The following is a 23,754-nucleotide window of genomic DNA, read 5'->3' as shown; positions in this document are numbered from 1 at the left end:
GGCTGCGTGGTTTAATTGATGGAGGAAGTATAAAGTAATGATAGTATAAAGTATAAATGTGCGCTGTTTCGGACATCCGTGTCCGAAATTAACCTGCTGCGGACACCTTGTCCGCATAAACCGAAATACGGGGATGTAGACATCCCCGGCAGAAAGCTTTCGGACGAGGACGTCCGAAAGAGCAATAAGTTGGTTCAAGAGAGCCAACAAAGTATAAAGTCCCCTCTCGGGAGGGGTAGGGGTGGGTTAAGTCCATTCCTAAACATCAATTACAAAGTATAAATCGCGATGCACCAGCATCCGCCAAAGTATAAAACAGTATGAAAGGAGGAGACAAAGGCACGGTAACGCCGCTGATGAAGCAATACAACGCCATTAAGGCGAAGCATCCGGGGGCGCTGCTGCTGTTCAGGGTAGGGGACTTTTACGAAACCTTTGGCGAGGACGCCATCAAGGCAAGTAAAATTCTGGACATCGTACTGACCAAGCGTGGCAATGGCTCGGCCTCCGAAACGGAGCTGGCTGGATTTCCGCATCACGCTTTGGATACGTATTTGCCCAAACTGGTGCGGGCCGGCGAGCGCGTGGCCATCTGCGACCAGCTCGAAGACCCCAAAACGGTGAAGGGCATCGTGAAGCGCGGCGTAACCGAGCTCGTAACGCCGGGCGTGTCGTTCAACGACCAGGTGCTCGAGCGCCGCAGCAACAACTACCTGGCCGCGGTGCACTTCGGAAAAAACGAGACGGGCATCTCCTTCCTGGACATCTCCACCGGCGAGTTCATCACCGCCCAGGGCGATAAAAGCTACATAGGAAAGCTGCTGCAAAGCCTGGCCCCGGCTGAGGTACTTTTCTGCAAACGCGAGAAGGAGACATTTACCGAACGCTACGGCCCCGATTTCCGCTACTATGCCCTGGAGGAGTGGGTGTTCAAGTATGATTTCGCTTACGAGTCGCTGACGCGGCAATTTGGCACCGCCTCGCTTAAAGGTTTCGGTATTGAAGGGATGCAGGAGGCCATTATTTCGGCCGGCGCTATTCTGCATTACCTCTCCGAAACGCAGCACCACGAGATTAGCCATATCGCCACCATCTCCCGCCTGGAGGAAGACAAGTACGTTTGGCTCGACCGCTTTACGGTGCGCAACCTGGAGCTGCTCTACCCGCAGCACCCCGAGGGCGTGCCGCTGATACAGGTACTCGACCAGACGGTAACGCCGATGGGGGCCCGTCTGCTCAAAAAGTGGGTGGTGCTGCCACTCAAGGACGTGGCCCAGATTCGTCGTCGCCTGGACACGGTGGAGGCCCTGACCCAGCACCGCGAGTTGCTCGATGAGCTGGTGGTGCACCTGAAAAGTATAAACGACCTGGAGCGCCTCATCTCAAAAGTAGCTGTGCGCCGCGTGAACCCGCGCGAGCTGGTGCAGCTGGCCAAGGCGCTGGAAGCCATCCTCCCGATTCAGAAACTGCTGGCCCTAAGCGATATTCCGGCCCTGCAGAAACTGGCGGCGCAGCTGGCTCCCTGCGATGGCCTGCGCGAGGAAATCCGCAACATCCTGAAGCCGGAGCCGCCAATGCTCACCAACCAGGGCAATATGATTAACGAGGGCGTGAATGCGGAGCTCGACGAGCTGCGTGCCATCGCTTTTTCGGGCAAGGACTACCTGGCGCAGGTGCAGCAGCGCGAAATCAAGAACACGGGCATCAGCTCGCTTAAAATTGCCTACAACAAAGTGTTTGGTTATTACCTGGAAGTAAGCAACGCCCACAAAGACAAAGTGCCGAGCTCCTGGATACGCAAGCAGACGCTGGTGAACGCAGAGCGCTACATCACCGAAGAGCTGAAGACCTACGAGGAGAAGATTCTGAACGCCGAGGAGCGCATCTATACCATCGAGTACAGCCTGTTTAACGAGCTGGTGCTGCAGGCGCTGGATTATGTGGCGCAGGTGCAGCAAAATGCCAAGGTCATCGGCGTCATCGACTGCCTGAGCGCTTTTGCAAGTATAGCCCTGGCCAGTAACTACGTGAAGCCGGAGGTAAGCGACAGCCACGTGCTCGATATCAAGAAAGGGCGTCACCCGGTTATTGAGAAGCAACTGCCCCTGGGCGAGACCTACGTGCCGAACGACATCTTCCTGGACAACGAGGAGCAGCAGGTGATTATCATCACGGGCCCGAACATGGCCGGTAAGAGCGCGCTGCTACGCCAGACGGCCCTGATGGTGCTGATGGCCCAGATTGGCTCTTTCGTGCCCGCAGAGGCCGCTAAAATCGGCATCATCGATAAAATCTTTACCCGTGTGGGCGCGTCGGATAACCTCTCGAAAGGCGAGTCTACGTTTATGGTGGAGATGACCGAGACAGCCAGCATCCTCAATAACCTATCGGACCGCAGCCTGGTGCTGATGGACGAGATTGGCCGCGGCACGAGCACCTACGACGGCATTTCCATTGCCTGGGCCATTGTGGAACACCTGCACAACCACCCCAAGTATAAGGCCAAGACGCTTTTTGCCACGCACTACCACGAGCTGAACCAGCTGGCCGAGGAGCTACCCCGCGTGAAGAACTACAACGTGTCGGTACGCGAGGCTGGCGGTAAGATTTTGTTTATGCGCAAGCTGGTGCCGGGCGGCAGCGAGCACAGCTTTGGTATCCATGTGGCGCAGATGGCCGGCATGCCCAACAGCGTGGTGCTGCGTGCCGATGAAATCATGCATCACCTGGAGAAGGAGAAAGTATCGGAGCAGTCCCCGCAGCAGAAAATGAAAACGGCGCCAAAGAGCAATTACCAGCTCAGCATGTTCGAGCTGCACGACCCGCAACTCGCGCGCGTAAAGGAGCTGATGGAGCAGCTGGACATCAACACCATCACGCCCGTAGAGGCGCTGCTGAAGCTAAACGAGCTAAAACTAATGCTGCAGGACAAGCAAAAGGCCGGGGCGCGGTAGGGAGGTAGCGGTGTCGGATTTTCCATACTTGCTTGGGAGAGACATGATGGCCACCTACTGGCGCGAATCTCCAGATTCGTGACTTAAAGTGATGTTGAGTCTCCGACTCAACTGGACCGCAGGGACAGGGGCTATACAGAGGAGCGTAAGCTATACTATCGGAGAATTCATACTTGCTGTAGCCGCTGGGTTTATACTTTTAAGGTATAAAGGCGCTTGTTTTCCGGCCCTGGAAGTATAACTTTACAGTAGTAAGGGCGTGGAGCGGCTGGCTGCACGGTTGCTTCTAAAAAAGTCTGAAAAATTTCTGCCTGATTATCAGGATAGAAGTATAAAGAGGGAGATTTTTTTTTACAGCAGCTATTGACAAGTCAGATTTTGTCTCTATCTTTGCATCACTAAATCACTACGGCGGTTTAGGAAAAACAAAAAAGCGGGAATAGCTCAGTTGGTAGAGCGCGACCTTGCCAAGGTCGAGGCCGCGGGTTCGAATCCCGTTTCCCGCTCACGAAGAGCAAAAGAGAAGACGTTGTGGTGAACAACGTCTTTGTTTTTTAAAGTCACTTCTTCGGGATTAGCCCGAAGGTTGCCGGGATGGTGGAATAGGTAGACACGCAAGACTTAAAATCTTGTGGCCGCAAGGCCGTGCGGGTTCGATTCCCGCTCCTGGTACTTAACTTACTATATTTGGTAAGGCAAATATTAAGAGGAACCCGCTTAAACACTGATTTAAGCGGGTTTTTGCTTTTATAGCCTACCCTAATATACCCCCGCTTTTTCCCTTGTTTTGTTGTTTTTTTGTTACCTGTTTGTTACTCCCTTGTTACTCGGTTAAATTAAATTCCTTGTATTGGATAACAAAGGAATACAAGAGTCATGCAAGGGAAAAAACAAACCGCAAAGGAGCCTGTAAAGCTCAGGGAGAAAAAGCTGAAGAACGGCAACCTGAGCCTGTACCTGGATTTCTACTATGAGGGGGTAAGGGAATTTGAGTTCCTGAAACTGTACCTGATAGGCAAGCCAAAGGATAAGCAGGAAAGGCAATCTAATGCAACCGTTCTGGAGCTTGCACAGCGCATCAAAGCCAAACGCACAGAGGAACTGCTGACAGGGGCCTTAAACCTTTCTTCCAAGAATCAGGGCACCGTGGATTTTGTACAATACTATCAGGCCTACATCAACCAGTACACTAAGGCAGATCACAGGGTACTGAGTGCCTGCCTTGCGAAGATCTAAATTGGAGTATGTGCTAAAAGTAAAGCAAAACAGAGGAGGTAATACGGTGCCGTTTTAGTTGAAAGAGTAGTAAGAAGTTGGAAAGCAGGTTCAGAAATGGCTCTGCTTTCGTATTGGGCGCTTTATACTACTCAAAGCGCATGTATGAAAGCTAACCTATGGATATAAATTCGTTGCCTTCATATACGTACTTGGCATGACATAACTTTACAAATAGTATAGTGTAAAAAAAATTTAAGTATAAACTAACTTTAACTGTGCTACAAATTAAATCTTTATTGTTATTATTAAATTACCTTAGAAAAGAGACTCAATGATGTTTAAGACAAAACTTAAAAAGTATTTTCTTCAAAAAAGGTTTCCTTTAGAGATATATGTGCCATCGAAGAAAACGGAACCGAATAGTATGATCCAAATTCCTTCCGCTTGGCAAGGGTTAGAATTGATTATTGAAGATATTTTAGATCGCTTCCAAATAGGAAGAGATTCTTGTATAGAGTTTGGTGTAGAGTTTGGTTTTTCAGCTGTCGTGTTTTCTAATTACTTCAAAAATGTAAAAGGTGTTGATACCTTCTCGGGTGACGTACATACCAGCCACAAAGGAGATCATTACACTCAAACAAAGCACTCCTTAGCTAGTTTTGAAAACATTAAATTGTATAAATCAGATTATAAAGATTGGATAAAACAAGATGTACAACAATACGATTTTGCCCATGTAGATATTGTCCATAATTATAAAGAAACATATGAATGTGGCCTTTGGGCTGTACAGCATAGCAAATGCTGTATTTTTCATGATACTGAAAGTTTTTCAGAGGTAAGAAAGGCAGTATTTGATATAGCAAAGAAGACCGGAAAGACGGGGTATAACTACCCATATCATCATGGATTGGGAATAATTGTTTAGGATATGTTGCTGACTCACATGAACAGCGTGAAGGCGATAACTATTTGTTAAGAGGCAATGTAGTATAATTCCTAAACTACAGCTACATTGAGAGGATCCGTGCTAGTCTAAGTTTTAGCTACTTTATATTATCCACTAGTGTTGAAAGCAAATAGACTCGCAATATAGTTAAGTTTGTATCTAGTTTGTCGCTTAGTACTTGTGGGTAATGGTAAGATTTTGACTAGAACCTATCTCAAAAATAATAACTACAATAAATGCGATTGACTAAAAACCTGAAGCATAGGCATACGGTGCTACTCTTTATATGTACCTAAAAACAGATTTTTTAATCTGAGGTATTTTTGAGATAGCTTCTAATAATTAAGGCTGCTAGCACTCAACTAGCAGCCTTTTTGCTTTTATGGCAGTAAGTCAAAACCCTCCATCTAAACTTTGCCTTCCTCCAAAAACGCCTCCCATACTTTAAAGTATAAGAGGCGCTCCTTAAGTATAAAACTTACTTAGAAATCTATCTCGCCAAATCCTTCGCCCTGTTGGCATCTATGGCGATGAGTATAAACAGCAGGATGGTGAACGACCAGAGCGAGGAACCGCCGTAGCTGAAGAAAGGCAGCGGGATGCCCACCACCGGTGCCAGGCCTATCGTCATGCCGATGTTGACCAGGAAGTGGAAGAAGATGATGGAGGCCACGCAGTAGCCGTAAGTGCGCGCAAATACCGACTTCTGCCGCTCCGCAATGTTCACTATCCGGACAAGCAGCAGCAGGAACAGCGCGATCAGGATGGAACTGCCTACCCAACCGTGCTCCTCGCCGATAGTACAGAAGATAAAGTCGGTGCTTTGCTCCGGCACGAAGTCGAACTTGGTTTGGGTGCCCTCTAGAAAGCCCTTGCCCCAGAAGCCACCTGATCCGATGGCAATTTTTGACTGCGTCACGTTCCAGCCATAGCCCAACGGGTCCGCCTCGGGGTTGATGAGGGCTTTGATACGGTTCTGCTGGTGCGGCTGCAGTACGTTGTTCACAAAGAAGTCGACACTGAAAATCATGCCCACTACCACTATCCACAGGCCAATCATGGTTTTGAAACGTCGTAGCAGGCGGTAATCCAGCCAGGTAGCCAGGGCCATCAGTACGGTGATGCCGGCAATCAGGTATAATTGCGGCACCAGCAGGGTAAGTATAAAGATAGCCGCTGCCGCCCCGCCGATTATAAGTATAAGCGGCGACATGCCTTCCCGGAAATAAGCCAGGATAAAGGCCGCAAACACCAGGGCAGAGCCCGTTTCGTTCTGCAGTACAATGATAACGGGGGGGATGAAGGTGATGGCTGCCAGAATCATCTGATCCCTGAAGTTCTGCTGGCGCAGGTTTATACTTCCCAGGAACCGTGATGCGGCCAGGGCCGTGGCAAATTTGGCAAGCTCGGCTGGCTGTAAACGTATTCCTGCACCCAGGTCCAGCCAGGAGCGGGAGCCGGCAATAGGCTTGGCAACCACCAAAGTGACGAGCAGCAGCAGTATGATAAAGCCGTAAATGGGGTAGGCGAGGTGCTCGTATACTTTGTAATCTACCACCAGCAACACCATAATCAGCAGTAAGGAGGCGCCTATCCAAACCAGCTGCTTGCCAGAGTTAATATCGAAGCTCAGGATGTTCACCACGTTGTCAGGGCTGTAAACTGCCGCGTAGATGTTCATCCAGCCCAGGGCCACCAGCACAAAGTATGTCAGTATGGTCAGCCAGTCCAGGTGCGGGAGTATAGACCCGTAGCTGCGGCGGCTGCTGCTGATGCGCGGCGTAGGGCTTGCTAACTTATGTCCGAGTACTTTCTCCATACTTCTATTTGGATCTGATGTCGAGGTACTTTCTGCTGAGCACCCACTTCTCTTGTTCTTTTATCGTCACCGTGTCAGTCAGGTACTTCTCTATCATCAGGCCTGCGATAGGGGCCGCTGACTGGCCACCCCACTTGCCGTGCTCCACGTACACGGCAATGGCAATTTTAGGGTCATCCTTCGGGGCAAAGGCCAAAAACACGGCGTGGTCAGGGCCCTGGGGGTTTTGGGCGGTACTTGTCTTGCCGCACACCTCTATCCCTGCCTTCTGCAGGTTGGCACGGCGGCCTGTACCGGCCCGTACCACCTCCGCCATACCCTGCACAATCGGTTCGAAGTGTTTCGGGTCTACGGAAGTGTAGTGTTTCTCCCGGTACTCCTTCAGAGGCTTTCCCTCGTCGCCAATAGAGCGGATGATGTGCGGCGTAACATAATAGCCCCTGTTGGCAATGATAGCTGCAAAGTTTGCCATCTGCAGCGGCGTTACGCCCAGCTCGCCCTGGCCTATACTTAGCGAGTAAATAGTAGAGTACTTCCAGCGGTTTTTACCGTACACGCGGTCGTAAAGGTCGGTGGAGGCGATGATGCCTTTCTTCTCGCCCGGTATATCGATGCCCAATTGCTGTCCAAACCCGAAGGATAGCACCTGCTCGCGCCATTCCTTCAGGCCGATGGCTGTGTCGGTAAAGGTATTTTTAGATTTGCCCTGGTTAATCAGCAGGCGGTAAGCCTGGTAAAACCACGGGTTGCAGGAGTGCTGCACCGCCCCATACAGGTTAAGCGGGGATGGGTGGTTGTGGCAGTTCACCAGCGATCTGTTACAGGCAAATGTCGTGTTAGGCGAGATAACCCCCTCCTGCAGCGCGATCAGGGCCTGCGTCAGCTTAAAGACGGAGCCGGGCGGGTTCTGGTCGGCCATGATGGGGCGGTTAAACATGGTCTTGTTCGAGTCCTGCAGCAACTCCATGTAGTTCTTGCCGTAGTCCTTGCCGGTAAACAGGTTCGGGTCGTAGAAGGGTGCCGATACGTAAGCCAGCACCTCGCCGGTGGCGGGCTCTATGGCCACGATACTGCCTTTGGCGCCGTTCATCAGGTACTCGCCATAGGCCTGCAGATCCAGGTCGATGGTGCTTACCAGGTTCTCCCCGGCCACGGCCAGCGTATCGAAGGCGCCGTCGCGGAAGGAGCCCTTCTCCACGCCGCGCACGTTTACCATTTTATACTTCACGCCGCGCTGCCCCATCAGGTACTTCTCATACTCCAGCTCAATGCCGCTCTTACCAATGTAGTCGCCCGGGCGGTAGCCTTTGTAGGTGCTGTCTTCCAACTGCCTTGGGCTGATCTCTGCAATGTAGCCCAGTGCGTGCGCCAGGCTCTGGTGCGGGTATCCGCGCGCCGTGCGGGCATTGATGTGGAAGCCGGGAAAATCAATGAGGTTGTTCTGGATATAGGCGAACTCCTGCGTGCTTAGTTTCTGATAGAAAGGGGAGGGCTGCACGGAAGAAAAGGCACGGGCCTTTTTCAGACGATCCCGCACGTCCTCGAGCGGCAGGTTCACCAGTTTGGCCAGGCGCAGCGTGTCCAGGTTCTTTACGTCCTTGGGTATCACCATCAGGTCATACACGGGGGTGTTCTGCACCAGCAGTTTGCCGTTCCGGTCGTAAATCAGTCCCCGGAAAGGGTATTGGATAATGGGCTTGATGGCGTTGGTCTCGGCAGCCTGCTTATAGCTGCTGTCCACTACCTGTATATAAAAAAGCCTGATGATGTAGATAATCCCCACCAGCAGGAAGATGCCCTGAATAACGTATTTTCTGTTTTCTAAGTAATTCATCGGTAATCTATTCGCTCTCGCTTAGGTGAGAAGAACAGAAGTTGTATTATAACCACCACGATGCCCGTAAAAATTGTGCTGAGTATCGTCTTCGCCAAGGTGTAAAGGGCCGTCTGGAAGTTGATCGTCTCCAGGAAAAAAACGGCCGCATGGTGAAGCAGTATCAGCGAGAAGGCATACGTCAGAAACCAGCGTGTGCCCATCACATGTATGTTTACCTCGTCGCTGCTGTCGTAACCATCGTGCGGTGTCAGAAGGTTCAAAACATGCGGCCTTAAAAAGGCCAGCAGCACGCTGGCAGCGGCATGTATGCCCATGGTGTCGTAGAAGATATCAACCGTGAAACCAACTATAAAGCCCAGGAAAAGCAGCCATACTCTGTTGATACTCAGGGGCAAATATAGTAAAAAGGCAACATAGATAAAACAGAAGCCCATACTGTAAAGCACCAGGTTATCCATGAGCAGAACCTGAAGCGCTACCAGTAAAAAAAATTGCACAATATGGGATGCTCCAAAGCTATTGTTCATCGGTAATGATGCCTGCGTTTTGTTCTAAGCTATCTTGTTCAGGTCGGTAAGTATTCTCCACCACGTACACGAAAGAGAGCTGCGCAAAATCAACGCTCAGCTGCACGCCTATCGTGTAGAAGCTCTTGTCTGGTTCCTGCTCCACAGAGCTGATGGTGCCCACCATGATCCCCTCAGGGAATACCGTGTTAAAGCCGCTCGTCACAACTGTGTCGCCCACTTCCGGTTTCACGTGCAGCGGGATATAGTCGAGCAGCGCGGAGCGGTAGTCGCCGCCCTCCCACTTGATGGTGCCGAACGTGTTGTCCTTCTTCAGTTTGGAAGAAACCAGCATCTGCGAGTGCAGCAGCGAGGTGACCGTGGCGTAGTGCTTTGATACGGTTTTTACCCGGCCTACCACGCCTTCTGGTGCAATAACACCCATGCCTGGCTGCACCCCGTCGGCAGAGCCTTTCGAGATGGTCAGGTAGTTGTTCATGCGGCGCACCGAGTTGTTGATCACGCGTCCGGCCATCAGGTGGTATGGATAAGCCATGCTACTGTCGGTAGCGACGAAGTAGGTGGTGTCCAGGGAGGCTGTGCTGTCTGTCAAAGCTGCCAAACGGTACTGCATCAGCTCCTGGCGCAGGGCCGCGTTCTCGCTGGCCAGCGACTCGTTGACGGTGGCCAGGCGGAAGTAGTCTGTAATACCGCTCTGGAACTCCAACACCTGCCCCACATACCTGGTTGCCGAGTTAAAGAAGGCCGCGCCCTGGTACGTGTTGTAACGCACGATCAGGAACACGCACAACGCCTCCAGCAACAGGAACACGAGGAACGCACGGAACCGGTAAATAAATGCAAATAGATTCCGCATGCGGCCCTGTTAGGTTAGCAGGACATTCTTAAATCCTTCGATGTTTTTGATGGCGGCACCCGTGCCGCGCACAACCGCTCTGAGCGGGTCTTCGGCAATGTGTATCGGGAGCTTGGTTTTGGCGGCCAGGCGCTTGTCGAAGCCTCTGAGCAGGGCGCCACCACCTGTCAGGTGGATGCCGTTGTCGTAAATATCGGCGGAAAGCTCCGGCGGCGCAATCTCCAGCGCCTTCAGCACGGCTTCCTCTATCTTGGAAACCGACTTATCCAGCGCAATGGCAATCTCCTGGTAGGTAACCTTGATCACTTTCGGAATACCCGTCATCAGGTCGCGGCCACGGATTTCGTAATCGGCGGGCGGGTTCTCCAGTTCTGTCAGTGCGGCACCTACCTCAATTTTGATTTTCTCAGCGGAGCGCTCCCCGATCAGCAGGTTGTGCTGGCGGCGCATGTAGTCCAGGATGTCTTTGGTAAACACATCGCCGGCGATGCGGATAGACTGGTCGCACACGATACCGGAAAGGGCCACTACGGCAATCTCGGTGGTTCCACCCCCGATGTCCACTATCATAGAGCCAATTGGCTGCTCCACGTCAATGCCGATACCGATGGCGGCAGCCATGGGCTCCTGGATCATCCATACTTCCTTGGCGCCGGCATGCTGCGCAGAGTCGCGTACGGCACGCTTCTCCACCTCGGTAATGCCCGAAGGAATACAAATCACCATGCGGTGTGAGGGCTGGAACAAGCGACGGCCCGTGTCGATCATCTTGATCATGCCGCGGATCATCTCCTCGGCTGCGTGGAAGTCAGCGATTACCCCGTCTTTCAGCGGACGGATGGTTTTAATGTTTTCGTGCGTTTTCTCGTGCATCTGCATCGCCTGGCGGCCAATGGCCAGCACTTTGCCGGTTGTGCGGTCCACGGCGATGATAGAAGGCTCGTCAACTACAATCTTATCGTTATGGATAATGAGGGTATTGGCGGTACCCAGGTCTATGGCTATATCGCTGGTCAGAAAGTTAAATAGTCCCATGGTGAAGTTTGAGAGGCGTGCGCCCGCCTGTTATATTTTCAATATACAATATTTCTAGTCAGAAACTTGCGGCAAAATTAGCGAATTTCAGTGTAATTAGTAGTGCAAGTTATCCACTGTTACTTGAATAAATATTTATTTATACCTGAAATTTGTTTAAAAAGCCACTGAATGCCTAGCTAACGCCGCGTGTGGGCTAAAATTGAGGTCTGGCTGGAAATAATAAAGTCCCTGGCCTTAACGGCAGCAGGGACTTTTATGTGAAAAGTGCTATTAGAAGCTACTTGCTTAGTGTTTGAAGTGGCGCACGCCTGTCATGACCATGGCCATGCCGTGGGCATCGCAATAATCAATAGAGTCCTGGTCTTTGATGGAGCCGCCCGGCTGCACCACCGCTTTCACGCCTGCCTTATCCGCAATCTCCACACAGTCCGGGAAAGGGAAGAAGGCATCGGAGGCCATCACGGTCTTGCTCACGTCGAAGCCAAAGCTTTGGGCTTTCTCGATGGCCTGGCGCAGGGCATCCACGCGCGAGGTCTGGCCCACGCCGCTGGAGAACATCATTTTATCCGTAGCCAACACGATGGTATTGGATTTGGTGTGCTTGCATACTTTAGCGGCGAACACCAGGGCCTTTTTCTCCTCGGCGGTTGGCTGGCGCTTGGTAGCGGTTTTAAAGTCAGCCTCTGTTTCGGTGGCCAGGTCCTTGTCCTGCTCAATCACGCCGTTCAGCAGCGTCTTGAACTGCTTGGTTGGTAGCTCCACTGGCTTCTGCTTCAGCAGGATGCGGTTTTTCTTGGTCTTCAGCAGCTCCAGCGCGTCTGTGTCAAATTCCGGGGCAATCAGCACTTCAAAGAAGAGCTTGTTCAGTTCCTCGGCAGCTGGCAGGTCTATCGTTCTGTTGGCGATGATCACTCCGCCAAAAGCAGAAACCGGATCGGAGGAAAGGGCGCTCAGGTACGCCTCTTTTATGGTGTCGCCAATGGCGCAACCGCAGGCATTTGTGTGCTTGAGGATGGCTACCACCGGCTCCTCGAACTCAGCGGCCAGGGCCACAGCAGCGTCCACGTCTACCAGGTTGTTATAAGAAAGCTGTTTGCCGTTCAGTTGCTCGAACAAGTCCTCCAGCTTGCCATAGAAGGTGCCTTTCTGGTGCGGGTTCTCGCCGTAGCGCAGCGGCATGCTGTGCTGCACGCTCTGCTTAAAGGCCTGAATCTCGCTGTCGGCATTCATGTAGTTGAAGATGTGCGTGTCGTAGTGCGACGATACGTTGAAGGCCTTGGCGGCAAAGCGCTTGCGGTCTTCCAGGTCAGTAGCACCATTCTTGGCCTGCAGCAGTTCCACCACCTCGTCATACTGCTCGCGCGACGACACGATCAGCACATCCTTGAAATTCTTGGCCGCCGCCCGGATCAGGGAGATACCGCCAATGTCGATTTTCTCAATTACGTCCGCTTCTGAGGCGCCGGAGGCTACGGTTTCCTCAAACGGGTAAAGGTCTACCACCACCAGGTCTATCGGCGGAATTTCATACTTCTCGCGCTCCGACAGGTCGCTCTGGTTATCGCGGCGGTGCAGAATGCCCCCAAACACTTTGGGGTGCAGCGTTTTAACGCGTCCTCCAAAGATGGAAGGGTAGTCAGTCAGGTCCTCTACGGCTACTACCTGAGCGCCCTGCTCCTCCAGGAAGGTTTGGGTACCGCCGGTGGAGTAGATGGTTACACCGTGTTGCTTCAGCAGCTCCACCAGTGGCTCCAGGCGGTCTTTATAGTAAACCGAAATTAATGCGGATTTTATCTTAACGGATTGCATGAGATTGAGTATTGGGTTGATGATTGATTTCTATAGTTGTTCCTGCGTCAGTAATAGCCTTTCCACCACCTCGGGCAGATGCTTGTGCTCCAGCTGCAGCACGCGGGCGGCTAGATCCTCAGGAGTATCGGTGGCTTGCACCGGGCAGCGCTCCTGAAGTATAAACTCGCCCTTGTCGTACTCCTCGTTGATGTAGTGGATGGTGATGCCCGATTCCGGCTCCTGGGCCTGCAAAACGGCTGAGTGCACGTTAATGCCGTGCATGCCTTTGCCGCCATACTTGGGCAGCAGGGCAGGGTGTATATTGATGATGCGGTTCGGGAAGGCGCGCAGCAGGTTGTTGGGCACCAGCCACAGAAAGCCAGCCAGCACAATTAGATCCGGGTTATACTGCTGCACCTGCTCCAGCACTTTGTCAGTGTTGTAAAACTCTTCGCGGGTAAACAAAAAAGCCGGGACATGGAACGTCTCGGCTCGTTTCAGGGCATACGCTTTCGGATTGTTAGAGAACAGGGCAGCCACACGTATGGCAGGGTGGTGCTCAAAATGCTCCAGCAGGCGCTGCGCGTTGCTCCCAGACCCCGAAGCGAAAATGACAATATTTTTTTTATCCTTTGGTTCCAAAGTACAGGCTTGAATTAAACTGCAAATATAGTGGGTTTGGGCTAATTGTCAGAGAAGAAGTAACAAATGTGTTGCTTCTCACTGTTAGCGGCTATATTCTATAGCATAGATACTACGTTGGCTCTTACCGTTCATCTTTCATGGGGCTCTTTGGTTTTAACATGAATCGAAGGATAGCATGTGCCACAAGAAATATTAGTATGATAGCCGTGTATTCATTAAATAAATTGTCAGATATGCTTCCTATTGTCTGAAAGTATACCTTCTGTGTTATATAAATGATCACAATAGCTAGCGTTGTAAACAGCGGTAGCCATCTTAGGATTTCGTTGTGTGTTGAGGCCCTTACCTTGGCTTTGATATACTGAAACTCGCTCTGCGCAATCTTGCCCAGGATGGGCCACAAGAAGAGAAGTGGCAGCGCCAACAATCTACTTTCTCTAGCCCAGGTTGTGAAGTATACAATTACTGTATTTAGTGCTAAAGTAATGATAAAGGCGGCAATGAATTTTCTTTCGGTTACGGAGAGATGTTTTCTGCTCGCATAGCTACACAATAGGTAAGTCTGAAATCCCAAGGCGAGAAAGAATGATAATAGCGCTTCTAGCGCGAACTTAATGCTCTGGAAGTTGTACTTGAAATGCTCCAGCCGGCCCACGAAGTCTTGCTTCGAGGCGTCTTCTATTCCGCTTCCTGTGATAAATAAGACGAGGTATAGCACATATATGGCTACTGGCGCTAGTAGAATAGAAAGCTTCCAGATAGAAGTCTTGCTGTCCTGATCAGCATAAATCACCAACATAGCGGCACCTGGTAGCAGTATGAGGCTACTTTCTCTAGCAACTAAGCTTAGGCTGAACAAGAAGATAAAGGGGAGCCACCTTTCTTGCCTCAAGAAGATTAAGCTCATATAGACTAAGAGATAATGTATAGGCTCATCGTAGGTATATATAGGAGGGAAGAAGGCAAAGAGAATACTAAAGCTGGAGAAGAACCCTATTATACTTAGGGCGGCTTCCTTTGCGGTGCTTCCTGTAAGGGCGGCCAGGTAGTAAAGAGCTACACCGCAGAGTAGGAGTGACACAAAACTAACCGCTGTGAATGCCTCTCCTATACTTAGTGACGTTATACGATCTAAGGTCTCCGACAGGTATGTCGTAATGGGGCGTTTCGCGAACGCAGGGTGCTCTTTGTGGAATTCCACAACTACTTGTAGGTATTCATCCGAGATAAAGGGCTTCTGGACACCTGCTGAGGGCATCCGAAGGTTTACCATGCTGTTTGATGAAGGCAGTACGTGTAAGCAAAAGCAAAACAGAGTGCAGACCAGACTAATTAGAAAGGCGAATAAGGCGCTCCTGGCTTTCTGTTCCATATAACTTAACGGGAGGTTTGGTAAAAACAGACCGGAATGTAATTCATCGTCTTTACTCCCCCTCATAAAACTCTATTAGCGCCGCGAAGTAGGCGTGGTCCCAGCCTTCGGTGATGTCCTCGTAGGCCTCGTCGGGGATATTGGCGTGGCGCAGCTCGGCGGAGGTACCTAGTTTATGCGGGTGTAGTTTGATGGTGACAATGGAAGGTTCTTCCTGTTCGCCGAAATACCACTGCTGCACAATCTTTTTACCCTCCTCAAACTCCAGGTTCTTGCCTACGATGCTGCCTTCCCACAGCGAGAACTCCGACCCCGGCTCTACGCTCATCTCAGCTTCCTCGCCGGTCCAGGCTTGTATGGTGAGTGGGTTGGTTAAGGCAGCATATACTAACGCGGGCTCGGCAGGTATAATGTAGTACTTCTTATAGTCTTTCATGGGTAGGGATATATTTATTTCTATGGGGAAATCATGCGGTAATAGCCGCTGCAAGTATAAATCTATACTTTGCTCTTCGCTTTCAACGACCAGGTAAACCGGAACTCGGCCACCTGGTCGCCGGCCTTATCTACGCCTATACTTGTGGCTGTTAGCGTTACGCCCTCACCGGTGGCTTTTGTGCGCGCAACGGCCTCCTGTATCTGCTGCCCGTTGTGGCAGGTAAAGGTAATCTTGCCTGTTGCCTTCTTCGTGAAGGTAGCCTCCATGTGCACCACCAGCATGGATACTGCGGGACTTGCCTTGTACACATACATCATGCACAGGGCACCTGTAGAGAGCTCGGAGGCCATGCTCAGGCAGGCAAAGTAAATGGAGCGGAAGGGGTTCTGGGTAAGGTACTTATACTTGATGGAAACCGATGCATGCTCCGGCGTGAGGGAAGCAACGCGCAGACCAGCCAGGTAAGCCATGGGCAGCCTGGTGAGCAGGAACAGGCGGAACTTAACCGGAGAGGTTACCAGCTGGCGGAACGCTGCGGCATGGTCTGGTAGCTGGTGCTTCATGGTAACTTGGTTTATACTTTGTGTGGGCGCAAATCAACCTTCCTGGTGGCAGCCCTTGCACACCCCCTCGGCCGAGAAGTGCAGCCGGTTGGCGGTGTAGCCGTCTGGCAGCGTCAGGCGCGGGATACCCACATCGTTCAGGCAGAACGTCTGTCCGCAGGCAACGCAGTTAAAGTGGATGTGGTTGTCCTCGTGCCTGTGCGGATTGCAGTTGTCGTTCTTGCACAGGGCAAACTTTACGGCGCCGTTCACATCGTTTATACTATGCACAAGTCCTTTTTCCTCAAAGGAGTACAATGTCCGGTAGATGGTAACGCGATCGTAGTTGCTGTCCAGGAGCTTCTCCAGGTCGGCGTGCGATAGTGCAAAATCATTCTCCAGAAACTGCTGCAAAACATCCAGCCGACAGCCGGTTTTGCGCAAACCATACTCATCTAGAAGCGCTTGTGCTTTGTCCATTATATTGCTATTCCACTCCTTTCGATTTTAAATACAGCTGGTAGTACCTCGGAAAAGAAACAATCCAAAAATATCGAAAAATATTATATAGTAAAAAAGATTCAAAAAAATGGAGCCAAAACACGTCTTTGTCGTATGTATCGAAATACTTAAGTATAAGTTTTTATTGTTATATATCACGTTAAAATGTTAAATTTTCTTACAATGAAAAAAGCTCTACACATTGCTGCTGCTGTTTTCGCGTTTGTACTGGCAACAGGCGTTAGCAATGCGCAAACCAAGGAAGCTACTGTAAACGGCACACTGGATGTTATCTCCGAGCAAGGTGACCTGGTGATAGGTTCCGACGTTCAGTGGCAGGTGCACATCAACGCCTTCGACCGCCAGGGCGACAAGACCAATCTGGAAATTAAACTGCACAACCCGGCGCAAAGCAACAACTTTACGCTGCACTACAACTCCAACCGCGACGCAGCCAACGAGGATGAAGCCGTTTATACCCAGGTTACCTTTACCGATGGCGTGGCCGTGATTGGGCCGGAAGGAGGGGAGCCGTTGCCAACTTCTTATAAAGAGTATTTTAAGATCAACTTCTCCGCCCCCGGCATTTACAAGTATGATTTGATCCTGCGCCGCGACGATGGCAACCCACTGGCAATTGTAACCGAGACAGTGACCGCCGGAACAGTGGCGAGCATCGATGACATGATCGGCGATGCCCGCGTGGCCGTTTACCCAACTGTTTCGACGGGAACCGTGAAGCTGAGCCTGGGCAAGATACGCAACGCCAACGTAGCCGTGATGGACATGCTGGGCCGTAAGGTGCTGGAGCTGAGCAACGCAAACGGAACCGTGGAGATCAACACGCAGCAGTATGCCCGCGGCACTTACTTTGTTAAAGTGATGGCCGAGAATGATGTGGCCTCCAGCCGCCTGATAGTAAAATAATTTTTTTACTCTATTGGTTTAATGAAGAGCCCGGGCCAGCACCCGGGCTTTTATACTTTGTAGCCTGGCCGAAACTCATTTCTGCAAGTATGGCACGATGCCTAAAAGAGTAGTTTTATACAGGCGCTACAGCAGCAGCATGGAAAGTATGCCCGTGAGCATGATGAGCTTATTGAGGTTGCTCAGGTAAGAGAAATCGCGCTTGCGGTCGGCGCGCACCAGCTTTACGACCAGCCACACGCTTGGCAGCAACACCAGCGCCACCATGTAGGCGTCGAATACCAGCCCGGAGGCCTCATGCAGTATAACCACGAGCAGGAAAGCCTGAAAAACAGCCAGGAGCGGGTACAGCACCAGCTTGGCGCCGCGCATGCCCACTACTATGGGTAGGGTGCGGCATTCAAAGGAGGCGTCGCCCTTCATGTCCTCAATGTCCTTTATAATCTCCCGGATAAGCGAAATAAGAAACGCGAAGAGGGCATACCCCATCGTGATGCGGTTGAGCTCATCGGCATAAACCGCCACCACCAGCAGCATGGAAGCCGACAGCAGGGCAATCACCACGTTGCCGGCGAGTATCAGTTTCTTGAGCCTTGCCGAGTACCCCCAAAGCAGCAGCACTGCGCCAATGTTTATCAGGGCAACCGGTATGGAGAGCAGCAGGCCCAGCAGCACCCCAATGCCCGAAAGTATCAGGTGGGCGAACATGGCCCTGCGCCTGCGGATGTGGCGGCCCACCAACAGCCGGTCTGGCTTGTTGATGGCATCTATCTTCACATCATAGTAGTCGTTGATGATGTAGCCGGCCGCCGCAATGCACACCGTAGACAGCACCAGCACCCAGAAACCGCCATCCAGCAGGCGCCGCCAGTCCTGCCCATGGGCTAAAAGGCAAGCTTGCACCAGGGCTTGGGACAGCACAATCATCACCAGGTTACGGGCACGTATAAGCGTCAGGATGGATTTCACGGGGGTGTTTGCAGAAGTATGGCGTTTTGTACTTTGTAAAAATACGACACAGAAGCTACCGGGCAATAAAAAAGCCCCTGACGCAGGGGCTTTTCCAGTGCTTGTAAAGTATGTTTGTCTTAAAACTTCCTCACATTTACAGCATTAACTCCTTTTTTGCCTTCCACCGTGTCAAACTCAACGCGGTCGTTCTGCTGAATCTGCAGACCGTTTAAGCCGGTAACGTGCACAAAGAAGTCCTCGTTTGTTCCGTCCTCAGTTATAAAACCGAAACCTTTGGACTCGATAAAGAATTTTACTTTTCCTGTCTTCATAAAAATTTGAACTGTTGATGGTAATTAAACTGCTGGTAATCTAAAAATTAATTTCTATATATACAATAGGGGATAAAAAAAATATTCAATTTATTTCTAGAAAAGTATAAGTAATTTATGTTTACCAGCTGTCCTGTGCTTTCATCACTGTTTCAATCAGTTCACGCACGGCGCCCCTGCCTCCGTCTTTCGATGAAATAAAAGTAGCGATGGCCTGTATGTCGTCCGCGGCGTCGGCAGGGCAGGCGCGCAGGCCGCAGCGCTGCATCACCTCGTAATCAGGCATGTCGTCGCCCATGTAGGCGGCAGTGGCCGGGTTTATACCCTGCATGTACAGGTAGTCCTCCAGCGCCTCCACCTTGTCATCTATCCCCAGGAAAATATCCTCAATGCCCAGCTGCTCCAGGCGGCGGCGCACGCCCGGCTCGTTTTTGCCCGAGATAATGGCTACCCGGTAGCCCTGGCTGATGGCGTGCTTGATGGCAAACCCGTCCTTGATGTTAAAGGCGCGCACCTGCTCGCCGTCAGCAAAGCAGTAGAGCAGCCCGTCGGTCAGTACGCCGTCCACATCAAAAACAAAGGTATTAATGCTGGTGAGGTCTGTTTGGGTGATAGACATAAGTATAGCCTGTGAAAAAAGCGTTAATAAAGTATAGAAAAGCAAAAGGCTCCTTCCCGGGAAAGAGCCTTTAAAAGTATAGAATTTTCTGAATTTATACTTGCCGATGCAGGTAAGATTTAGTCCTGGTTGTCGCGCCACTCGTAAACCCAGGCCGCCTGAATCTGCTCCAGGTGCCCTTCGTTGGCTTCCTCGCGCTTGCCGGCAAAGTTTGGCAGCGACAGTACCCACTCCAGCAGGTCGGTGAAGCGGATGCGGTAAATCTTAGACTCGTTGAAGTCATCCCCGAACTTCTCGTAAAGCGCCATCGCGATGTCCTCGTAGTCGTTCCAGTGTATAGGTGGCTCGTAGCTCATGTTTTCAGTTATCAATTATCAGTTATCAATCAACATTTGTCATCTAACACTTACTGGGAGTTGTTAAATGACAAATGAATTAATGGCCCAGGAAATCCTGCTCCGGTATGGTTACTATAATATCCTCGTTGCCCTGCACCACGCACTGGCAGCCCAGGCGCGAGTTAATGCGCGGGTCTACGGCGCGGTCAATGTAGTCCTCTTCCTTATCCGATATCTCGGGCAGGTCATCCATGCCAGCCTCCACGTACACATGGCAGGTGCTGCAGCCGCACACGCCGCCGCAGTTGTGCTGCAGCTTAATGTTGTTGTTGAGGGCTACATCCAATACCGATTCGCCTTCAACGGCCGGATGCGTTTCATCCGGTGAGCCATCAGCAAACTTAAACGTTATATTTACAACTTTCATGTCGGTGTCTTTATGATAAAGTGCAAAGTTACAAAGCCAGCCTGCCGAATCAAAGTATAGGCGTGGGCTTATGGTTGCCTTTATCTAACAGAATTAGGCACAAATGGTTATCTCCCTTCCGGAGCGGCCTGTATACTTTGCGTCAGCAGCCGGTAGAGCTTCTGCAGGCGGGGGTGCTGCTGCAGCATGTGCAGGTGCTCCTCTATCACATTCTGGTCGCGGCGGATGGCGGGGCCGGTCTGCACGGTATACGGGTCGTGCTGCATGGCTTTGGCGATTGTTTCCTGGATGAGTGGCTGCAGCAGGTGCTGGGGCAGATTGGCCTCCTGCAGCAGTTGCCGGCTGATGCCCAGCAGGTGGTTGGTGAAGTTGCAGGCAAACACCGCCGACAGGTGCAGGTGCTTTCGCGCACCCGACGGCACTACCTCCACGGTATGGCTTATACTTGTGGCAAGTTCCTGCAGCCGTTGCAGTGCCGCCTGGTCTGTGGCCTCCAGAAGTATAGGCACCTGTTTAAAAGCAACGGGCTTGGCTTTAGAGAAGGTTTGCAGGGGATAGAACACGCCTGTTTGCGCGTCCTGCACGGCAGCAAGTATACTCAGCGGCTGCGAGCCCGACGTATGCGCCACCACCGTTCCTGGCTGTACCCGTAGCGCTGCTGCCACTGCGGCAATTGCGGCATCAGGCACGGCTACCAGCACTACATCGGCGTTTATACTTTGCAGGCCAAGCGAACTGAGCGGCTGTGCCGACTTTAACTGAGCTGCCAGTTCTTCGCGCGGGGGGGCGGTGCGGCTGTAAACGCCCGTTACGGTGTGGCCTGCTGCCTGCAGTGCCTGCGCCAGATGCCAGCCTACATTTCCGGCCCCGATTATCGCTACGTTCATACGTTTATACTTTGCTGTGCTGGCAAGTTACGCCCGTTGGGGGGTAATAAAAAAGCCTTTGCCGCTTGGGCAAAGGCTTTTCTGTAAGTTAGCAGGTTGCTTTATGCCGCCTGCCGTCTTGTTTCTTGTGGCACAGTGGGTCTGGCTTTGGCTTTAGCCATGCTCTTGCCTTCCTTGCGGCGCACGATGGCCATCACAAAACCAACTGTCATCACGATTGTACCAATCCAAAGCAGGTTCACAAATGGCTTCTCTACTGCCTTCAGGATGATGTAATCCTTTTGCGAGGCGTTCACACCGATTTTAAACTTGTCGTTCTCCGTGTCAATGCTCAGGAACGTCAGGCGCAGGCCCAGGTCCGCGATTTCTTCCGGGATACGGCCCACCATTTCGTTCTTTATCAGCATGACAGGGTGTGCGTGGTATTCTTTGCGCTCTCCGTAGATTTTCAGGTCGGCCTGCACCGCCACGTCGCCTTCTGCCATGGCTACGCCCGGCACTTGCGGCACGCGCTCGATGCCGTTAAACACGGCGATGTAGTCGTTCAGGATAATGGTATCGCCAACGGCAAGGTCATACTCCTGCAACTCGCCCCAGTCCTTCTCCTCGTTCGGGTCCGGAATAGAGGAAACGTGGGTGTAAAGGTCCTTGTTGGCAAAGTGCTTGATGTCCGGAGAGGCCAGCAGTCCCATGTTCGGGTTTACCTGGGCACGCGGGTAAAGCGTAAACACCTTGTCGCCCTCGCGCTCTTTGTACTGCACCTCGTAGAACGTGTTTTCCGGAGAGTACATTTCCAGTGTGTCGCCAGCCTCAAAGTATACCTTGTCGCCTACCTTTATCTGCCCACGGGCGATAGAGGTATACGGGTCGGCAGTTGGCCACAGCAGCTCGCGGTTTACGTATCCTGGCACACCGATTACCTCCTGGAACTGGCCGTGGTAGCTCACGGTATACTTGTCCATGTCGGTAGGCGTGTTGCGCCACAGCAGCACGTTGTCGCGGTTAATCTCATCCGGGAACTCACGGGAGTATACCAGGCCGGAAGTGTTCTGCGAAACAATGTTATCGTAGCCGGAGGAGAACAGGATGCCCAGTAGCATCAGGGCGATGCCCATGTGGGCCACCGCTCCGCCCGAAAGCGTTACTTTCTTGTGCAGCAGGCTCAGGATGATGCTCAGGTTAGCAAACACGGCAAACAAGGAGGCAACCAGAAGTATGATAAACTTAGGGTTATCCATAGTTTCGTGCAGCATGCCCATCTTCGAGAGCACAATCACCAAGCTGGCGAACAGCAGCGTCAGCATACCTGGCAGGGTGATGGCATCTACAAAAGTACCTTTCTCGCCCTTGCGCCACCACAGCAGCTGGCCCACGCCGGTAAGCACGGCTACTGCTACGCCAGCCCACAACTGGAACTTGGTGTAGTGCGCGATCTGGTCGGCTGGCAGGGCTGCGTTTGACTCTATCCCGATAAAGCCCAGGAAGGAGTTGTAAACCGGGATGGAGGTAGTAAACAGCACCTGGAAGGCGGCAAGGCAAAGCACAATGGCGCCTATGAACACCCAGAATTCGCCGCTATACGTGGTCAGTTCCTTCTCTGATGTTGGAATGTTTTTCCAGCGGTAAATCAGCAGGGCCACAGACAGCACAGCGAAGGCTGCCAGGTAGGTGAAGAGCTGTCCGGATAAACCCAGGTCCGTGAAAGAGTGCACGGAGGCGTTACCCAGGATACCGCTTCGGGTAAGGAAGGTCGCGTAAAGTATAAGTATGAACGAGGCAATCAGGAGGATAAAGGAAGCCTTCAGGCCTGACTTACCACGGTTATAGGCAATCATGGTATGGATAGCGCCCACCAGCACCAGCCACGGGATGTATACGGCATTTTCAACAGGGTCCCAGTTCCAGTAGCCGCCAAAGTTCAGGGTTTCGTAGGCCCAGTAGGCACCCATCATAATACCCATGCCCAGCGATACAGCCGCAAAATGCGCCCAAGGCAGGGCCGGCTTAATCCACTCCGAGTACTTTCCTTTCCACAGGCCGGCCATGGCAAAGGCAAAAGGCACCAGCGTGGCAGCGAAGCCAAGGAACAGGGTAGGGGGGTGGATGACCATCCAGATGTTCTGCAGCAGCGGGTTAAGGCCCGTTCCGTCGGCAGGCACAAAGTTGGGGTCCATGGCAAACACCGGGGTGTCCGGCATAAAATCACGCATCAGGATAAAGGGAGAGGAACCGATTTTCAGGTCGCCGATCACCACACCCAGTATCATGGAGGTAAGGAAGAGCTGCACAAAGGAGAACATGCCCATTACCGGCGCCTCCCATACTTTCTTCTTCTGGCTGCTGTATATCAGCAGCAGGCCGATGACCACATGCCAGAAAATCCAGAGGAGGAAAGAGCCCTCCTGGCCCTCCCAGAAGCTGGACACCATGTAGTGCACAGGCAGGTGGTTGGAAGAGTGGCTCCAGGCATAGTAGTACTCATAACGATGTTCGTAGATGATGTTGAACAGCGTAAAAATAATTACCATTACAGCGGCACTATGCACATAAAACGACCAGCGGCCCAGCTTGCGCCAGCTGTCGTCGCCGGAAAGCTCCACCTTTGTGCGGGACGCCATAAAGTATGCGTAAGAGGATACGATAGCCGCCACAAAAGCCACAATCACACCAGCATGGCCAATATCCCCAATCAGCGTGTTAATCATCTTTAGGAGTTAAAAGTTTAAAGTTGAGAGTTATGAGTTAGAGTAGAATGAAGAGTTGTCACTTTTAACTCTTCACTATC

General features: G+C 51.7%; 21 protein-coding genes, 2 tRNA genes and 1 pseudogene. 6 read left to right on the top strand and 18 right to left on the bottom strand.

Going from position 1 to position 23,754, the window contains the following annotated elements; all coding sequences use genetic code 11:
* Positions 1–320: 320 nt before the first annotated feature.
* The 5 genes from mutS (at position 321) to C8N40_RS16385 (ending at position 5,100) form a co-directional block, all read left to right on the top strand.
* A complete protein-coding gene (gene mutS / locus C8N40_RS16405) occupies positions 321–2,954 on the top strand; it encodes a DNA mismatch repair protein MutS (RefSeq protein ID WP_108212885.1) in 2,634 nt (877 codons plus the stop codon).
* Between the two features lie 433 nt (positions 2,955–3,387).
* Positions 3,388–3,460 (top strand) — tRNA-Gly (locus C8N40_RS16400).
* Between the two features lie 82 nt (positions 3,461–3,542).
* Positions 3,543–3,626 (top strand) — tRNA-Leu (locus C8N40_RS16395).
* A gap of 204 nt (positions 3,627–3,830) precedes the next feature.
* The gene (locus C8N40_RS16390; protein ID WP_108212884.1) at positions 3,831–4,190 is read left to right on the top strand and encodes an Arm DNA-binding domain-containing protein; all 360 of its coding nucleotides are present in this window, start codon (positions 3,831–3,833) and stop codon (positions 4,188–4,190) included.
* A 406-nt stretch (positions 4,191–4,596) separates the two neighbouring features.
* Positions 4,597–5,100: a class I SAM-dependent methyltransferase gene (locus C8N40_RS16385; RefSeq protein ID WP_211318131.1), complete on the top strand. Its 504-nt coding sequence runs from the start codon at positions 4,597–4,599 to the stop codon at positions 5,098–5,100.
* Between the two features lie 511 nt (positions 5,101–5,611).
* Here the strand turns inward: C8N40_RS16385 and rodA are convergent.
* The 11 genes from rodA to C8N40_RS16330 all read right to left on the bottom strand — a co-directional run bounded on the left by rodA (position 5,612) and on the right by C8N40_RS16330 (position 16,467).
* Complete coding sequence (gene rodA / locus C8N40_RS16380) at positions 5,612–6,940, bottom strand: rod shape-determining protein RodA (protein WP_108212882.1); 1,329 nt, start codon at positions 6,938–6,940, stop codon at positions 5,612–5,614.
* 4 nt (positions 6,941–6,944) lie between these two features.
* The gene (gene mrdA / locus C8N40_RS16375) at positions 6,945–8,774 is read right to left on the bottom strand and encodes a penicillin-binding protein 2 (protein ID WP_108212881.1); all 1,830 of its coding nucleotides are present in this window, start codon (positions 8,772–8,774) and stop codon (positions 6,945–6,947) included.
* Positions 8,771–9,172, bottom strand: coding sequence for a hypothetical protein (locus C8N40_RS16370; RefSeq protein ID WP_245905155.1), 402 nt, complete (start codon positions 9,170–9,172; stop codon positions 8,771–8,773). Before C8N40_RS16370 ends, mrdA begins: the two co-directional genes overlap by 4 nt.
* A gap of 121 nt (positions 9,173–9,293) precedes the next feature.
* Positions 9,294–10,160, bottom strand: coding sequence for a rod shape-determining protein MreC (gene mreC, locus C8N40_RS16365; protein ID WP_108212879.1), 867 nt, complete (start codon positions 10,158–10,160; stop codon positions 9,294–9,296).
* 9 nt (positions 10,161–10,169) lie between these two features.
* On the bottom strand, positions 10,170–11,195 hold the full coding sequence (locus C8N40_RS16360) for a rod shape-determining protein (protein WP_092102755.1): 1,026 nt from the start codon (positions 11,193–11,195) through the stop codon (positions 10,170–10,172).
* Positions 11,196–11,483: 288 nt separating this feature from the next.
* Complete coding sequence (gene purH, locus C8N40_RS16355) at positions 11,484–13,007, bottom strand: bifunctional phosphoribosylaminoimidazolecarboxamide formyltransferase/IMP cyclohydrolase (RefSeq protein WP_108212878.1); 1,524 nt, start codon at positions 13,005–13,007, stop codon at positions 11,484–11,486.
* A 30-nt stretch (positions 13,008–13,037) separates the two neighbouring features.
* On the bottom strand, positions 13,038–13,631 hold the full coding sequence (gene purN / locus C8N40_RS16350) for a phosphoribosylglycinamide formyltransferase (RefSeq protein ID WP_108212877.1): 594 nt from the start codon (positions 13,629–13,631) through the stop codon (positions 13,038–13,040).
* Positions 13,632–13,755: 124 nt separating this feature from the next.
* Positions 13,756–14,907 carry a hypothetical protein gene (locus C8N40_RS16345; protein WP_211318130.1) on the bottom strand — a complete coding sequence of 384 codons (1,152 nt, stop codon included), beginning with the start codon at positions 14,905–14,907 and terminating at the stop codon, positions 13,756–13,758.
* Positions 14,908–15,058: 151 nt separating this feature from the next.
* A complete protein-coding gene (locus C8N40_RS16340) occupies positions 15,059–15,442 on the bottom strand; it encodes an SRPBCC domain-containing protein (protein WP_108212875.1) in 384 nt (127 codons plus the stop codon).
* 62 nt (positions 15,443–15,504) lie between these two features.
* Positions 15,505–16,008 carry a DUF4442 domain-containing protein gene (locus C8N40_RS16335; RefSeq protein WP_108212874.1) on the bottom strand — a complete coding sequence of 168 codons (504 nt, stop codon included), beginning with the start codon at positions 16,006–16,008 and terminating at the stop codon, positions 15,505–15,507.
* 33 nt (positions 16,009–16,041) lie between these two features.
* Entirely contained in the window at positions 16,042–16,467 is a 426-nt protein-coding gene (locus tag C8N40_RS16330; protein WP_108212873.1) for a Fur family transcriptional regulator, read from the bottom strand.
* A gap of 204 nt (positions 16,468–16,671) precedes the next feature.
* On the opposite strand from C8N40_RS16330, the gene C8N40_RS16325 reads away from it, so the two are divergent.
* The gene (locus C8N40_RS16325) at positions 16,672–17,415 is read left to right on the top strand and encodes a T9SS type A sorting domain-containing protein (protein WP_170114129.1); all 744 of its coding nucleotides are present in this window, start codon (positions 16,672–16,674) and stop codon (positions 17,413–17,415) included.
* Between the two features lie 126 nt (positions 17,416–17,541).
* Here C8N40_RS16325 and C8N40_RS16320 read toward each other — a convergent pair whose 3' ends face one another.
* The 7 genes and pseudogenes from C8N40_RS16320 to ccsA all read right to left on the bottom strand — a co-directional run bounded on the left by C8N40_RS16320 (position 17,542) and on the right by ccsA (position 23,674).
* Positions 17,542–18,384: a geranylgeranylglycerol-phosphate geranylgeranyltransferase gene (locus C8N40_RS16320; protein WP_108212871.1), complete on the bottom strand. Its 843-nt coding sequence runs from the start codon at positions 18,382–18,384 to the stop codon at positions 17,542–17,544.
* Positions 18,385–18,503: 119 nt separating this feature from the next.
* The gene (locus C8N40_RS16315; RefSeq protein WP_092102731.1) at positions 18,504–18,698 is read right to left on the bottom strand and encodes a cold-shock protein; all 195 of its coding nucleotides are present in this window, start codon (positions 18,696–18,698) and stop codon (positions 18,504–18,506) included.
* A 121-nt stretch (positions 18,699–18,819) separates the two neighbouring features.
* A complete protein-coding gene (locus tag C8N40_RS16310) occupies positions 18,820–19,317 on the bottom strand; it encodes a KdsC family phosphatase (RefSeq protein WP_108212870.1) in 498 nt (165 codons plus the stop codon).
* Between the two features lie 119 nt (positions 19,318–19,436).
* Positions 19,437–19,673, bottom strand: coding sequence for a Fe-S cluster assembly protein IscX (gene iscX, locus C8N40_RS16305; protein ID WP_108212869.1), 237 nt, complete (start codon positions 19,671–19,673; stop codon positions 19,437–19,439).
* Between the two features lie 79 nt (positions 19,674–19,752).
* Positions 19,753–20,082: a 2Fe-2S iron-sulfur cluster-binding protein gene (locus tag C8N40_RS16300; RefSeq protein ID WP_092102722.1), complete on the bottom strand. Its 330-nt coding sequence runs from the start codon at positions 20,080–20,082 to the stop codon at positions 19,753–19,755.
* A 107-nt stretch (positions 20,083–20,189) separates the two neighbouring features.
* Positions 20,190–20,972, bottom strand: a pseudogene (locus tag C8N40_RS16295) (Rossmann-like and DUF2520 domain-containing protein); the annotation flags it as partial.
* A 98-nt stretch (positions 20,973–21,070) separates the two neighbouring features.
* Complete coding sequence (gene ccsA, locus C8N40_RS16290) at positions 21,071–23,674, bottom strand: cytochrome c biogenesis protein CcsA (RefSeq protein ID WP_108212867.1); 2,604 nt, start codon at positions 23,672–23,674, stop codon at positions 21,071–21,073.
* Positions 23,675–23,754 lie beyond the last annotated feature (80 nt).

It is taken from the genome of Pontibacter mucosus, from assembly GCF_003054055.1.
Lineage (GTDB): Bacteria > Bacteroidota > Bacteroidia > Cytophagales > Hymenobacteraceae > Pontibacter > Pontibacter mucosus.
The sequence above is the reverse complement of the archived record's forward strand: the minus strand, read 5'-3'. Positions and strand labels throughout refer to the sequence as shown.

Bases quoted from the DNA above. Each gene is read 5' to 3' on its own strand.
- mutS (WP_108212885.1), top strand. From the start codon at position 321: ATGAAAGGAGGAGACAAAGGCACGGTAACGCCGCTGATGAAGCAATAC.
- C8N40_RS16390 (WP_108212884.1), top strand. From the start codon at position 3,831: ATGCAAGGGAAAAAACAAACCGCAAAGGAGCCTGTAAAGCTCAGGGAG.
- C8N40_RS16385 (WP_211318131.1), top strand. From the start codon at position 4,597: ATGATCCAAATTCCTTCCGCTTGGCAAGGGTTAGAATTGATTATTGAA.
- rodA (WP_108212882.1), bottom strand. From the start codon at position 6,940: ATGGAGAAAGTACTCGGACATAAGTTAGCAAGCCCTACGCCGCGCATC.
- mrdA (WP_108212881.1), bottom strand. From the start codon at position 8,774: ATGAATTACTTAGAAAACAGAAAATACGTTATTCAGGGCATCTTCCTG.
- mreC (WP_108212879.1), bottom strand. From the start codon at position 10,160: ATGCGGAATCTATTTGCATTTATTTACCGGTTCCGTGCGTTCCTCGTG.
- C8N40_RS16360 (WP_092102755.1), bottom strand. From the start codon at position 11,195: ATGGGACTATTTAACTTTCTGACCAGCGATATAGCCATAGACCTGGGT.
- purH (WP_108212878.1), bottom strand. From the start codon at position 13,007: ATGCAATCCGTTAAGATAAAATCCGCATTAATTTCGGTTTACTATAAA.
- C8N40_RS16345 (WP_211318130.1), bottom strand. From the start codon at position 14,907: ATGGTAAACCTTCGGATGCCCTCAGCAGGTGTCCAGAAGCCCTTTATC.
- C8N40_RS16340 (WP_108212875.1), bottom strand. From the start codon at position 15,442: ATGAAAGACTATAAGAAGTACTACATTATACCTGCCGAGCCCGCGTTA.
- C8N40_RS16335 (WP_108212874.1), bottom strand. From the start codon at position 16,008: ATGAAGCACCAGCTACCAGACCATGCCGCAGCGTTCCGCCAGCTGGTA.
- C8N40_RS16330 (WP_108212873.1), bottom strand. From the start codon at position 16,467: ATGGACAAAGCACAAGCGCTTCTAGATGAGTATGGTTTGCGCAAAACC.
- C8N40_RS16325 (WP_170114129.1), top strand. From the start codon at position 16,672: ATGAAAAAAGCTCTACACATTGCTGCTGCTGTTTTCGCGTTTGTACTG.
- C8N40_RS16315 (WP_092102731.1), bottom strand. From the start codon at position 18,698: ATGAAGACAGGAAAAGTAAAATTCTTTATCGAGTCCAAAGGTTTCGGT.
- C8N40_RS16310 (WP_108212870.1), bottom strand. From the start codon at position 19,317: ATGTCTATCACCCAAACAGACCTCACCAGCATTAATACCTTTGTTTTT.
- iscX (WP_108212869.1), bottom strand. From the start codon at position 19,673: ATGAGCTACGAGCCACCTATACACTGGAACGACTACGAGGACATCGCG.
- C8N40_RS16300 (WP_092102722.1), bottom strand. From the start codon at position 20,082: ATGAAAGTTGTAAATATAACGTTTAAGTTTGCTGATGGCTCACCGGAT.
- ccsA (WP_108212867.1), bottom strand. From the start codon at position 23,674: ATGATTAACACGCTGATTGGGGATATTGGCCATGCTGGTGTGATTGTG.